Source organism: Candidatus Omnitrophota bacterium (genome assembly GCA_018894435.1).
GTDB lineage: Bacteria > Omnitrophota > Gorgyraeia > JAHIPI01 > JAHIPI01 > JAHIPI01.
Genome location: JAHIPI010000038.1, coordinates 1 through 13,542 on the forward strand (window position 1 = coordinate 1; position 13,542 = coordinate 13,542).

The 13,542-nt window shown below is 43.3% G+C and carries 11 protein-coding genes; all 11 read left to right on the forward strand.

Annotation, left to right across the window (positions count from 1 at the left end; translation table 11 throughout):
• The coding region (locus KKI13_02680; GenBank protein ID MBU4487957.1) for a hypothetical protein at positions 1–420 on the forward strand (420 nt) is incomplete at its 5' end.
• 130 nt (positions 421–550) lie between these two features.
• Positions 551–1,240: a tetratricopeptide repeat protein gene (locus KKI13_02685; protein ID MBU4487958.1), complete on the forward strand. Its 690-nt coding sequence runs from the start codon at positions 551–553 to the stop codon at positions 1,238–1,240.
• A 105-nt stretch (positions 1,241–1,345) separates the two neighbouring features.
• Positions 1,346–1,837: a TlpA family protein disulfide reductase gene (locus KKI13_02690; GenBank protein MBU4487959.1), complete on the forward strand. Its 492-nt coding sequence runs from the start codon at positions 1,346–1,348 to the stop codon at positions 1,835–1,837.
• Positions 1,838–1,989: 152 nt separating this feature from the next.
• On the forward strand, positions 1,990–2,517 hold the full coding sequence (locus tag KKI13_02695) for a hypothetical protein (protein MBU4487960.1): 528 nt from the start codon (positions 1,990–1,992) through the stop codon (positions 2,515–2,517).
• A gap of 18 nt (positions 2,518–2,535) precedes the next feature.
• On the forward strand, positions 2,536–3,774 hold the full coding sequence (locus KKI13_02700) for a CHASE2 domain-containing protein (protein ID MBU4487961.1): 1,239 nt from the start codon (positions 2,536–2,538) through the stop codon (positions 3,772–3,774).
• A 229-nt stretch (positions 3,775–4,003) separates the two neighbouring features.
• Entirely contained in the window at positions 4,004–4,567 is a 564-nt protein-coding gene (locus KKI13_02705) for a type II secretion system GspH family protein (GenBank protein MBU4487962.1), read from the forward strand.
• A gap of 130 nt (positions 4,568–4,697) precedes the next feature.
• On the forward strand, positions 4,698–6,839 hold the full coding sequence (locus KKI13_02710; GenBank protein ID MBU4487963.1) for a S8 family serine peptidase: 2,142 nt from the start codon (positions 4,698–4,700) through the stop codon (positions 6,837–6,839).
• A 69-nt stretch (positions 6,840–6,908) separates the two neighbouring features.
• On the forward strand, positions 6,909–9,422 hold the full coding sequence (locus KKI13_02715) for a CHASE2 domain-containing protein (GenBank protein ID MBU4487964.1): 2,514 nt from the start codon (positions 6,909–6,911) through the stop codon (positions 9,420–9,422).
• Positions 9,423–10,047: 625 nt separating this feature from the next.
• Entirely contained in the window at positions 10,048–11,289 is a 1,242-nt protein-coding gene (gene clpX / locus KKI13_02720; GenBank protein MBU4487965.1) for an ATP-dependent Clp protease ATP-binding subunit ClpX, read from the forward strand.
• Positions 11,235–12,539: an NTP transferase domain-containing protein gene (locus KKI13_02725; GenBank protein ID MBU4487966.1), complete on the forward strand. Its 1,305-nt coding sequence runs from the start codon at positions 11,235–11,237 to the stop codon at positions 12,537–12,539. The genes clpX and KKI13_02725 overlap by 55 nt, the downstream gene beginning before the upstream one ends.
• Before the next feature lie 19 nt (positions 12,540–12,558).
• Positions 12,559–13,518, forward strand: a complete 960-nt coding sequence (locus tag KKI13_02730) for a ribose-phosphate pyrophosphokinase (protein ID MBU4487967.1) — start codon at positions 12,559–12,561, stop codon at positions 13,516–13,518.
• Positions 13,519–13,542 lie beyond the last annotated feature (24 nt).

Here is a 13,542-nt window from a genome sequence, read left to right on the forward strand (position 1 = left end):
AAAATGGGAAGGGAAATGTACGATATAAAACAAAAAGCACCAATAGGAATAAAAATATTAGGCTCATTTGGTATAGTAGTTTCGATGATATTACTAATAAGCCTAATATCCTACAACACAATGTATAAACAACTGTTTTCGATCACAAAAAACGTAGTAATTTTTTCCTATATTTTACTTTTATTTATCTCTTTTGTAGGCATAATGTTGTTAAAAAATTGGGCGCGCATGCTATTGCTAGTTATTTTATCTATAAAACTTGGCGGAAGCGTAATTGCATTAATAAATTATGCCATTAGCGATGTTTCGAAATTGAAAATGATACATCTTTTGGAACAGTGTACAAATATCATTATTTTCTTGCCAATCATATACTATCTTTGTAAAAAATCCATAATAACTCAATTTCGAAAAAAATAAAAGTGAGACAGTCTCACGGGGCCATGAATTTCATAGTAGCGCAGAATATTTGAGAACCGAGGGCGGCTGTTTATGGGATGCACATTTTTCTTGGTGGAGATGATGGTGCCCGATCCTAATAGAGGTACGTATGATTGGATTCAAGAATAGTTATTACTTACCAAGATTAATTTTATCAAATTTAATTCTTATTAGTCTTATTTCTTTAGTAGGTTGTTCAGAAAAAAATCTTGATTTATCAAAAAAATATTACAAAGAGGGATTAGTTCATTTTAATAAAAAAGAATATCCGCAAGCATTGGATTTATTCATGAAATCATCTGACTTAGTTGATAACCCATCAACATGCGATATGATAGGATTAACATATAAAGGAATAGGCGACCACAATAATGCGATTTTATGGTTTAAAAAAGCTATTGAAACTGATCCACTATATTGGATAACTTATATTAACATAGGGGATATTCATAACGAAGACAGTAATTATGAAGAGGCCATTACATGGTATGTTAAGGGTAAAGAAATAAATTCTCGAGTTGAATTACCCTATATGAAATTATGTGATATTTTTCTGAAACAAGGTGAGGTAGAGAAAGCCATTGATGAATGCAAAGATGCTATTGAAAAATTAGCGCCATATACTTCTGAACCGCACTTTAGATTAGGTGATATATACGCAGACAAAGGGCTATATGATAAAGCCATAACAGAATGGAAAGCCGCCAAAAGTGATCCATATTATGATAGAATTTATAAAGAATACGACCCTGTGGAAAAACGGATACAAAATATAGAGCCATTTTTAAAGAAACAATAAATTTTCGTTTCCGCAGACGTTTAAGAATATAATAAAAATCCCAGCCTCTTCCGCTTGGGATTTTTGTGTACCCCATTCCGCAATGGGCTCTTGAAAGAAAATCCTATGATTAAGAGAAGTGTAATATTTATTTTGCTGATGGGGTTGATATTGTTTGCAGAATGCTCAATGGCACAGGACAATGCTTTAAAAAAAGCACCCGATTTTTCGCTTCAGGACATTAAAGGCAAGACAGTAGGGCTATCCGATTACATTAACAAGGTGATTATTCTTAACTTTTTCGCCACATGGTGCCCGCCGTGCAGGGAAGAGATACCGGATTTCATAGAAATGGTTAACACTACTGACAAGGAAAGATTCGCAATCATAGGCGTTTCCGTAGATAAGGGCGACATCAACATCGTGAAGAAGTTTGCCACGGAGCACAGGATAAATTATCCGGTATTGATAGATGACGGCTCTACCTCAAATGCCTATGGCCCCATTAGCAGCATACCGACCACGTTTATTATAGATAAAAAAGGTAATATCGTCGAAAAGATCATCGGCTCAAGGAGCAAAGGGCAGTTCGAAAATAAGATAAAGCCACTTTTATAAAACCTCGCCTGCGATGGCAAAGACTATTCACTTCCATAAAATTCTCGTGCCGGCTCATCGTCAATTTTCCGCTCAGTCTTGTAAATCCAGAGGTTGTATGGTATTATAATATGTATTAGAAAAGTACAAGAATACAATCAGAGGAGGGCTGGATGAGGTACGCCAATTTAATCATAATTCTAGCAATAATTGTTATGTTAGTTTTAATAGTTACCGCACCAGGACTCTGGGAAAGCCCAAAACAGAATATCTGCGTTAATAATCAAAGAGAACTTGCCGCCGCAGCTATGAGATACGGAGAAGATCACGGTGGTCGCACCCCTGATGTCTGGGAACTTGGCCCTTATGTCAAAAATAAAAACGTTTTTATATGCCCCAAAGACAAGCGGAAAGGTTTAGGTATAGACAAGTCATCCTACACAGCCTGCGACATTACCCCTAAATCCTTCAATAAAGAGGACATGAAAGATGGCTATGCCTGGCAGTATGTTCTGTATATCGAAAGCGATGCAACACACCCCGGTCACAAAAGAGAAGAAATAATATGGGAGAACTGGGAAGACCTTGCGCCAAGGCACCAGAATAAAGAAGTAACCATAATATCCGCTATGAGCGGAAATGTCACCCCATTTGATTTATATGATAAGCCCATGGAACCTTCGAGATGGGATGAACATTAATTTGAGGGTACGGATTTCATGGAAAAAGATCCGCTATATCTATTAAAACGTCCGGTGTTTTCGGTGCTTCTGGTACTGGTTATTACGACGCTTTATATCCATCTGCAGGTATCCCCCGGCACCTTTGCTATTCAGCCTCTGATATATCCCAAATTTAAATTGCAGGATGCTTTTTTCAAAGCAAGGCTCTTATATAATGAGCGCTTCAGGAAAGGCTACCCCAAAGAAAGCGCCGTCGTTTTAATAGCCAGCGATGAGGAAAGCGTGTCAAAAATTAACGATAACCAGTATACCAGCTATGATCCGCGGTTTTTGGCGCGGCTTATAACGCGCATTTCAGAATGCCAGCCCAAAGTGATCGTCCTTGACATAGGATTTTTTAACTACGGGAATTATGAAGGAAGGCCTGAGCTGATAGAAGCCATTAAAAAAGCCGGAAATGTCTTTGTGGTTTGGGATTCGTCAGGAATGGGTACGCCGGGCCGGCAATTCGATGAAGATATAATGAACGCCTCGCTTGGCTATGGAAGGGTCGATATTACCCCAGCCGCCACAATCGATAATGTCATAAGGGTATATTATCCATCCGGCTATCTTAAGGAAGGCGTTGGCAGAGTACTGCCTCTTGCGCTGCAGGCGGCATTGGCTTATAAGGACATGCCTTTTAACATTCATTATTATGACCCGAAGACGAACACGATATTATTTATGTCAAAGGAATATATAATAGGCCTGCCTCTTAATGAGGAGAAGATGACCTACATAAATTTTCTCTATGACGAGAAGATGATCCCGACAATCCCCATATGGAAAGCTATGGAAGAGAATCTCGACCCTGCTTTGCTCAAAGGGAAGATAGCGCTTGTAGGAATGACGGCAAAAGGTTATAACGATTTCCACTTGACTCCGATAGGTAGAATACCCGGCCCTATCATCATGGCAAACCAGATGAATACCTTTGTTCATTTCTATATGTTTCGTGAATACTCGAATAGAATAGAGGCATTGGCATTAGTTATTCTTGGATTCCTTTTGACCTTTCTTTTCTATAGACGCAGCATGGTTGAAGGGTTTATCGTGCTTATCGGCACAATTTGCGCTTCATTAGCGGCATCATTTACGCTCTTTCTGTTGAATTTTTTGTGGTCTGCATGGGACCTGATAGCGCTTTCCCTGCTCTTATACCTTGCCATTCTGATTCATAAAGCAAGCATTTGGGAAGTCGAGAATAAGATGCTGCGGACTCAACGGTCCTGAACTGAATTCAGCCCAAATTTTTAGAGTTTAGATAATAAATGCCAAGATAAGGGCTTTTATGCAGTTGCAGTTTATTTTATAACATACTGTTATACAATATGTTATGTACATTATATAACTCGTCTGACATTAGATATGAAAAAGGTAGATTTTGTCTCTTGACAACCTCTAAAAAAACATTATACTATATTGGTAGACCCCAAACAGTAGATTTAGGGAGGTGATTCAGATGAAAACGAAAAACCGAGCCTTCACATTAATAGAACTACTTGTTGTGATATCGGTAATAGGGGTACTTGCGGCCTTGCTAGTCCCTGCCACGGGGGCCGCGCGACAGATGGCCAAGAGGATAGAAGATCTGAATGACTTGAGGCAGCTTATTATAGCTGACTACTTGTATGCCGATGACCATAACGGCGAGTTTGCGCCGACAACATCAGACCTCTGGCCCTCCTATATTAGCGATGCGCATATATTTGTCAGCTCGCATGACACGCGTGAAGACGCAGGGCCTTCAAACCCATCTTATAAAAAATGGGCCGGATCGCCGAGATCTCTTTTGCCAGGTAGCATAAAAGGGGGCCTGTGCGAATATGTTTCATTCTTTATGACCCTAACTGATAAAACAGACCCTGATACTATAACGCTTGCCGATGCGGATACTACGACTTATCCGGGACTTTACCTAATAGCTTCTGCAGATGGAAAAGTAGAAGCTGTACGAGCAGAAGATGCTACTCGTTTCTTACCGCCGTTGGATTATGGCCCTGGTGGAGATATACCTGCAGAGTAAACATAAAATATCTCACTACCCACAGCCCAAACCGCATATCTAAAAAATATGCGGTTTTGTATTTTTGACTCTACATTCTCTTAAAATATGATATACTATAAGTAGAGGTATTTAAGGGAGGTAAAGGGAAATGAAAAAGGGGGTAGTTTACTTATTCGTATTATGCCTATTTCTTCCGGTTGTAGCGCATTCCGATAATCAAATCTCTTCTACAGAAGCATATCTTCAAGAACTCCAATTACAGGGAAAAGAAAGAGTTGTTGTTACATTTAAGGATGCGGTTGATCCTTCCTTGGTAGATAAATACGGCGGCATCTTAATCCGCGTATTCTCAACCATAAAAGCCCTTGTATGCGAAATCCCCCAAGAAAATATAGATCTGTTAAAGCAGGAAGAATCTGTAAAGGATGTGGCTCCTGATGTGGTGATGGAGTTTCCTGAGGGAGGTAGAGAACGCGATCCCGACGAGCTTGCATTGTTCAACCGCTTCAAAAAAGAGTACCTCGCAAGTATAAGGAAAGAGTATCATGATGCGATAAGGCAGGCACGCAGGGAATATTTGGATTCGCTTAGGGGGCTTCTTTCAAAAAGGCGGACTATCCTTCTTTATAATAACCTTTTACGTACTTACAGGCGTATCGGCCGGACAAATTCATCTGTATACCGCTCTCTCCTGAGCAAACATAATGAACTTTTAAGAGAATATTACGCAGAATTCAGACGCATACTTAGTGAGTACCGTTCAAAGCTGACTGCCGCAAAAGAGAACCATGTCCAACTCGCAAGCGAATGGCGGGTAAAAGTAGACGAAATGGTAGCCCTTTCATACACAGGAACTGTAACTGTCCGGTGGAACAATTTAGAGGCAGGGCTGAATTCGAAAGCTGCGTGGGATAACTATAATCTTGACGGCACAGGCATAAAGATAGCGATAATTGATACGGGAATAAACTATACTCTTGAAAATTTGAATGACCACTATTTAGGCGGATATGATTTTGTCTATGACGATGATGATCCAATGCCTAACATGCCTACCCCGAAGATAAGAGAAGACCATGGGACAGAGGTTGCTTCTCTCGCCGTAGGCGAAGGTGCAATTAAAGTAGTCGGCGTCGCCTATAACGCAAGCTATTATTCGCTTCGGATGACCGATGATGATGCTGGTCACCCTCTTGCAACTGATGTTATGGCGGCCATAGAATGGGCAACAGATTCTGCTCACAAGGCGGATATCATTTCCATGAGTTTAGGTACTTATAGCTTGGGGGGACTACAACAGGCATTTGAAACTATTTGCAACAATGCTTATAATGCAGGCATTTTGCTTGTTGCAGCCTCCGGCAACGATGGTGTTTCTGATTGCTGGTATCCAGCAGCATTTGAAAATGTTATTTCTGTAGGAGCGCATACAATTGACCAAACCGTCGCAACTTTTTCAAATGGTAGCGTGGATATTGTTGCCCCCGGGGGCGATGGCGATATAATTACTCCAGAGGATAATTTATACACAGTAGGAGCTGATAACCGTGCTTGGTGGGCTTGGGGCACATCTTTCGCGACTCCGCATGTTTCCGCTTTGCTCGCCCTCCAGCTCCAATATGCCAGGCGAACGGGAAGCCCAGAACCCATAGATTTCAATGAAGGTAAACCATTTGAAGTTAATAACGGCTATCTTTGGGAAGTAATGAAACATTCGGCCCAGCAGTTAACGAGTGAGCCCTACGATCCTGTTTATCAGGGAAAGGGTAAAATCTGGGCCGCTGAGACAGATCCGCTGCCTCCGACGCCGAAAGACGGTTCAATTGACTGCATGGCAGAAAAATGGCCGCTAAATCCTGAGGTTGAATACCTGAACTATCTTTATCGCGAAGAAGGCCTTTACCCCGCATATTATATCGGCACAAGCATGTATTACGACGTCAATCTGACAAACAATACCAATACCGCCGGTAATTACGCGAGCGATATCGAAAATATCAACCTTACAGCAACTCAGGCATACTACCAGCATGAAGGTGAAATAAATACACCCGGTGCACCCATTGAGGTGTTTCCCGCAGTATCATCTCTTACGGCAGGGAGCCAGGAGATTTTATCCGATACATATTATTTGCCATGGGCCTTGGTCCCGGGCCTCAACAGGACAATTCTTGATCTTGAATTCGAATTAACAGACGACACCAATAACCGCCTTATCAAGGTAACATATCCTTACGCAAATATATGGTGCCCGCCGCCTCTAATAAATGAGGGCTTCCCAATAGAATAGGGCCGGTAAATTTTCCTTGCGATTTAAGCCATATCCCCTTATAATCATATTATAAGGGGATATTGTATTATGCGTGTCAGGAGGGAAAAAATAAAAATTGACCTTGATGATATAGCTACCTTTCTTGAAGCCAAAGCGCCGTTATTTCTTGGAGCGGCGAGCATTGTTATCCTAAGTGTATATGTTCTTACCACCCTATCTTCTCCCCGCATAAAGGAGTACCGCCTTAGCTCATCCGACGATCTCTTTAACGAAAGATACCAATATAATCAAACCTCCGACAAGGATAAACTGCATCCCAAAGACATCGTTTTTGTAACGCTCAGCGAGGAGTCCATAAGACATGTTGGAACAGATTTCCCCTGGGGAAGAGACATTTATGCTGATTTTCTTGATAAGGTGAAAGAGGATAACCCTAAGGTAATCGCTATCGATATCGCTCTATATGGAGAAGGACGCGGTGGTCCTGAGGTCGACATGAAACTCGCTGATGCCATCAAAAAATGCGGCAATGTTATACTCGCATCTGCCTACGGCAAGGAAATGTTTTATCTCGGGCCTAATGAAACTTTTGCCAAGGCCTCTCGAGACTACGGCGTAGCCGGCACAATGGGGGACATTGACTATGTAGCAAGGCGGGTTAGGATATCATCTCTTCTGGTTCATAACGTTAAAAAACTCAAGGAGATTTCATTCGAGATAAAGATGGCTTTGCAGTATCTTGGTATCCCCTATGATACATATAAAAAGACTTGGCAGAATTTTATCTTTGAGTCAAAAGATAAACGCGTAGTTCTCCCCGCAGATGAGAACGGCTATCTTGTCATAAACTATTTGAGCAAATCGGAAGATGTAACGACGATTCCCGTATGGGAAGTCCTGGAAGAAAAAACGCCGAAGGGTTTATTTAAGGACAAACTTGTGCTTTTAAGCAGAACGGGCAACGTGTCTAGGGATATGCTCAGGACACCGATAGGCGACATGCGCGGAGGCGCGGTAATTGCGAATATAGCCAATTCTATAATTACAGGGAATTATATAAGAGAGATGAATTCCAAGTTAGCATTTCTTCTTACCGCGTTATTATTTTTATTGTGCTTTTTGGCGTTTCGTAAGCACTTCTTGACGGGTTTCTTCGTACTTATATTCGTGTATGCAACAGCTCCTCTTCTTTCGTCTTATTTATTCATGAATGCCGATATTATATGGCGGGCCTTCGATATCCTGAGATTGTTGCCGGTATTACTATTGGTTGAGATAGCATACAAGGTTCTTGTGTTCTTTATAAGGTATACTGACTCTGTAAGAAACGCCACAATAAATCCTGAGACGGGGTTCTGCTCAGAGACACATTTCTTTTCTGAGGTCGACTACGCCGCAAGCCACGCGGTAAAGTTCAAACATGCCTGCTCTCTAATTGCAATCAGGATAACCAATCTCGAGTGGATAAAGAAAGATTTAAGTTTCAGAAGAAGCGAGATGGTTTATGAGAAAATAGTAGAGTTGATAAAGACGAAACTGAAGGAAAACTCATTTATAGGATTCGTGAAATTAATCCTTAAAAGAAAGGTCTTTGCTTGCGATTTTCCTTTGGATATGTTTGAGATATGCCTGCCTTATCTAGATGTGGCTCAAGCCAATACAATAGCCGACAGTCTCCTTCACAATATAAAGGAGATAGATTTTAAAATAACCAAAGAACACCTTAAGCCGACCATAGCCATCGGCATATCCAGCGTAGATGCTGAATCATTCCCAAAAAGAGGCGAAGGCCTCAGGGAAAGCGCGGAGGCGGCTTCGGAAAGGGCCGAAGAGATGCAACCGAATGAGATATGCCGTTTTAATATCGAAGTTGACGGCCCCGGGATCGAGACCTATATCGCAAGAGAAAAATCAATCTCGTTCAGAAAAATAGGCTTTAGCAGCAGAGAATACGCCAAAAAATTAATTGAAGAAAAAATAAATTTCCTGCATCGCGAGGTTATCAGCGAAAAAGAGAAAGATAGAATATATAAAGAGGTATTCCACACCTTTATAAAGCGCATAGAAAAAAAAGACCTATACACAGGGGGACATGTTGTGCGCTGCGGAGAGTATACGGAAAAAATCGCAAGGAAACTAAAGATGCCTGAAAGAGACGTACGGCTTCTCACGCAGGAAGCGGTCCTTCACGACATAGGAAAGATAGGAGTGCCCGCGGATATCTTGAGAAAGGAAGGCGATCTAACCTATGAGGAAAGAAAGATTATGGAGGTGCATCCGGTAATCAGCGCAGAAATACTCGATCTATGTACGTATTTCAGGAGGATGCGTTCTGCTGTCGAGGCTCACCACGAACGCCTGGACGGTTCAGGCTATCCCAGGGGGTTAAAGGGGGGTGATATTCCGCGTGAGGCTCAGATACTAGCGATAGTCGATGTATATGACGCCCTGACCTCGGAGAGGTCTTATCGCAAGAAGAAGAAAAAGTTTTCCGAGAAAGAGGCCATAGAAGAACTTGAGTCTCAGAAAGAAGGCTTAAATCAAGAAATCGTCTCAGTATTAAAGGAGATCCTTAAAGAGGAAGGAAAGCTTACGGGGTAGCCAACGTGAAGGCAGTGGCAGCTTTTGGTAATACTGAGTATGGCCGCGAGCTTATCGGCGGTATCAGAGAATATGAAGCATATCGGCAGTACCTGGAAGATACAGGTTCTTTTCCGGAGTATTAATTGACATAACTTTTGGCTTGACTAAGAGGGAGGATTGGCATATACTCTTGTAGCGTTTTGAAGGCGAGACTTATCCCGCACAGGTCCTAAATCACCCTGAGGCATCTCCAATCCCTCTAAAAGAGCATGGTTAAGGTGTCTATCTAAGGCAGGCTAAGGCTTCGGTGACTCTGGAACGTGGTTTTGGGGTGTTTTCTTCGGGGAAAGGTTCGCCTAGGGATAGTAAAATGCCCTTCTCGCGGCGCTTGTAGAGCTTCACAAGCAGGACTACTTCCTGCCGTTCTGTGGTTCGAAAATCGTCCTAGCTGGGCAACCAAATTTTGCGAAGCAAAATTTGGTCCTGTGACCGAGGACGAAATGTCCGAGGAAATGCCGAAGCCATCCGGCTGAGGCGAGCGCCGTAAAACAATGCGACGAACAGGAGCATCGTAGGCGCGGAGGGGCCACTAATTGGTAATCTAACCTGGTTAGAATTGTCAGATTAGAAGGTAAGGCAAAATATGGAAAAATGTGCGTTTTGCGGCAAGACAAGTAAGGAAGTCCAGAGATTTTTGAGGGGCGAATCCGCGCTTATTTGTGAGACCTGCGTCCGTCTTTGCAATAAAGTGCTCACGAAGGACGAAAAGGTACCCGAAAAGAAGAAGCCGGAAAAGATCATCCCCATAAAGGAGCTTCCGAAGCCTAAGGACATAAAGGAAAAGCTCGATGCCTTTGTAATAAGCCAGGAACGCGCCAAAAGACAGCTTTCGGTCAGCGTCTATAATCATTACAAAAGGATACTGGCTAACCAAAAATCCGGCGGGGAATTGGAATTTGAGAAATCTAATGTCCTCTTGATAGGCTCTACCGGTTCGGGAAAGACCCTTTTAGCGAGGACCCTTGCCAGGATACTGGACGTGCCGTTTGCGATAAGCGACGCCACCTCTCTTACGCAGGCGGGATATGTAGGCGAAGATGTGGAAAACGTAATTCTCCGCCTCCTACAGGCAGCTAATTTCGATGTGGCTAAGGCCGAACTCGGCATCATCTACATTGATGAGATAGATAAAATAGGAAAAACACACGAAAATGTTTCAATAACACGCGACGTCGGCGGCGAAGGTGTCCAGCAGGCGCTTCTTAAGATGCTGGAAGGCAGTATAGCAAATGTTCCGCCCGCCGGAGGCAGAAAGCATCCTCATCAGGAATACATACAGGTAGATACCACCAATATCCTTTTTATATGCGGGGGGACGTTTACCAATATAGATAAGATAATAGAGCGCAGGGTATCCAATAGGGCGATAGGTTTCGGCGCAAAGCAAGCCCTGCCCGCGCGAGAGGATATAGACAGGATATTATCGAAGGTGGAGCCGTCAGATCTGATCAGATTCGGCATGATACCTGAATTTGTGGGGCGCTTCCCGATAATAAGCACGCTGCATCCTTTGGCTAAAAAAGACATGATAGACATACTTTTAAAACCCAAAAACGCCTTACTGGAGCAGTATAAAAAATTATTCGAGATGGAAAATGTAAAACTGACGTTTGAAAAAGGTTCGCTCGACGAGATCGCCCAAGAGGCAATCCGGAAAGGCATGGGCGCGAGGTCGCTCCGCTCTATCGTAGAGGAGATAATGCTGGATACGATGTACGAACTGCCGTCTTATACGGATGTATCCGAATGCATCATTAAAAAAGAGACCATATGTCAAAGGGCCAAGCCTGTTTTGGTAAAGGCGGCCCAGAAGAGAATAGCGTAATGAAAGATACGGCGTGCATAATACTGGCAGCCGGCCGCGGCACAAGGATGAAATCGCCGCTCGCGAAAGTCCTTCACAAGATAGCCGGCAAGACCATGATAGAGCGCGCGCTCGAACTGGTGAAACCATTTTCGTTTAAGCCGCTAATAACCATTACCGGATATAAGAGCGAAGAGGTGGCCAAGTTTTGCGGCGATGCCAAAGTGGTAAAACAGAAGAGCCTTTTGGGTTCGGCAGATGCCGTAATGAGCGCACGCAGCGCACTTTCAAAATTTAAAGGGGATATAGTTATATTATACGCCGATGTGCCGTTGGTGAGGCAATCGACCATCTACGAACTTGTAGAGGCGCACAAAAAGAACAACGCTTTCTGCACTTTTCTGACGGCAAAGATGAAAGATCCTACCGGCTACGGCAGGGTGCTGCGCGACGATAATGATAATATAGCGCGCATAGTAGAGGAAAAAGAGGCGTCCCTATACGATAAGGCGATAGAAGAAGTGAACGTAGGCGTCTACTGTTTTAAGGCGCAGCAGCTTTTCGATTTTTTAAAGGAAGTGAAGAACGACAACAAAAAAGGCGAATATTACCTGACGGACATAATATCCGTTTTCAGAAAGCGGAACCTTAAAATAGGATCCGTAAATGCATCGGGCGAGGATGAGGCCTACGGCATAAATTCCAAAGAGGAGCTTGCCAAGGCTGAGAGGATATTGAACTTAAGGGCGATCGAAAAGTTTATGACGGAAGGGGTAAGCATAATAGACCCCCAGAATACTTATATCGACATAAACTGCAAGATGGGCCAGGACACTGTAATTAAGCCTTTTACTATAATAGAAGAGGGCGTTACCATAGGCTCGGGTTGCGTAGTAGGCCCTTTTGCGCGGCTCAGGAAGGGCACGGTTTTGGCGGATAATGTCGAGATAGGAAATTTTGTGGAGCTCGTGAGGTGCGATATAGGCCTCGGCACCACAATAAAGCACCACACATATGTAGGAGACGCAATTATAGGTAAAAATGTAAACATAGGCGCCGGTACAATTACCGCGAATTACGACGGAAAGACAAAACAGAAGACTATAATAAAAGATGGCGCCTTCATAGGAAGCGGTACGATATTCGTAGCGCCTGTAGTGGTAGGAAAGAAGGCCGTTACCGGCGCGGGAAGCGTACTTACAAAGAATACGTCGGTACCGGACAAAGGTGTGTTTGTAGGCATACCGGCGCGGCCCCTAAAGAGACGCTAACCTTAACACGGGAGTTACCATGAAAAGAGACCAGATGCTTGTATTTACAGGAAATTCCAATAGAGCGCTGACCAACGAGATATGCAAAAAACTCGAAATGCCGTTAGGCAACGCTAGGGTAGGAATATTTTCCGAAGGGGAAATAAAAGTCAAGATAAACGAAGATGTCCGGGGAAAGGATGTCTTTATAATCCAATCCATATGCCCCCCGGTAAACGATAATCTTATGGAATTATTGATACTCATAGATGCCGTTAAGAGGGCATCCGCATACAGGATAACAGCGGTCATACCTTATTTCGGATACGCAAGGCAGGACAGAAAAGACCAGCCAAGAGTGCCTATTACCGCGAAACTTGTCGCAAACCTTCTGACGGCTGCGGGGTCCAACAGGGTATTGACTATAGACCTGCACGCCGGACAGATACAGGGATTTTTTGATATACCGCTTGACCACCTCTTTGCCATAAACGTATTTACCGATTATTTTACGAAGAACAAGCTGAAGAACCTCGTTGTGGTCTCTCCCGACGTCGGCGGCGTAAAGATGGCCAGGGCATATGCCAAAAAATTGAAGGCGGACCTGGCGGTTGTGGACAAAAGGCGGGTCAACGACGAAAAGACAGAAGTTATGTTTATAATGGGCGATGTAAAAGACAAGAACGCCCTTATAGTAGACGACATAGCCGCTACAGCGGGTTCGCTGGTGGAAGCGGTAGAGGCGTTAAAGAAAAACGGCGCAAAGGATATTTATGCGGCGGTAACGCATCCTATTCTTTCAGGCCCGGCGATAGAGCGCCTTAGTAAATCGCAGCTTAAAAGATTATTGGTCACGAACACAATACCTATCACGAAAGAGAAGAGCTTATCGAAAATAGAGGCGTTGTCTATAGCGCCGCTTCTGGCAGAGGCTATAAACAGGATACACAGGGAAGAGTCTATAAGTACTTTGTTTAACAAAATCGACAGATTGGGATAAGGTAATCCCTCGCTACGCTCGGGA

Excerpts from the sequence above, each read along its gene's own strand:
- KKI13_02695 (MBU4487960.1), top strand. The coding sequence starts at position 1,990 with ATGAGGTACGCCAATTTAATCATAATTCTAGCAATAATTGTTATGTTA.
- KKI13_02700 (MBU4487961.1), top strand. The coding sequence starts at position 2,536 with ATGGAAAAAGATCCGCTATATCTATTAAAACGTCCGGTGTTTTCGGTG.
- KKI13_02710 (MBU4487963.1), top strand. The coding sequence starts at position 4,698 with ATGAAAAAGGGGGTAGTTTACTTATTCGTATTATGCCTATTTCTTCCG.
- KKI13_02715 (MBU4487964.1), top strand. The coding sequence starts at position 6,909 with ATGCGTGTCAGGAGGGAAAAAATAAAAATTGACCTTGATGATATAGCT.
- KKI13_02730 (MBU4487967.1), top strand. The coding sequence starts at position 12,559 with ATGAAAAGAGACCAGATGCTTGTATTTACAGGAAATTCCAATAGAGCG.
- KKI13_02725 (MBU4487966.1), top strand. The coding sequence starts at position 11,235 with ATGTCAAAGGGCCAAGCCTGTTTTGGTAAAGGCGGCCCAGAAGAGAAT.
- KKI13_02690 (MBU4487959.1), top strand. The coding sequence starts at position 1,346 with ATGATTAAGAGAAGTGTAATATTTATTTTGCTGATGGGGTTGATATTG.
- clpX (MBU4487965.1), top strand. The coding sequence starts at position 10,048 with ATGGAAAAATGTGCGTTTTGCGGCAAGACAAGTAAGGAAGTCCAGAGA.
- KKI13_02685 (MBU4487958.1), top strand. The coding sequence starts at position 551 with ATGATTGGATTCAAGAATAGTTATTACTTACCAAGATTAATTTTATCA.
- KKI13_02705 (MBU4487962.1), top strand. The coding sequence starts at position 4,004 with ATGAAAACGAAAAACCGAGCCTTCACATTAATAGAACTACTTGTTGTG.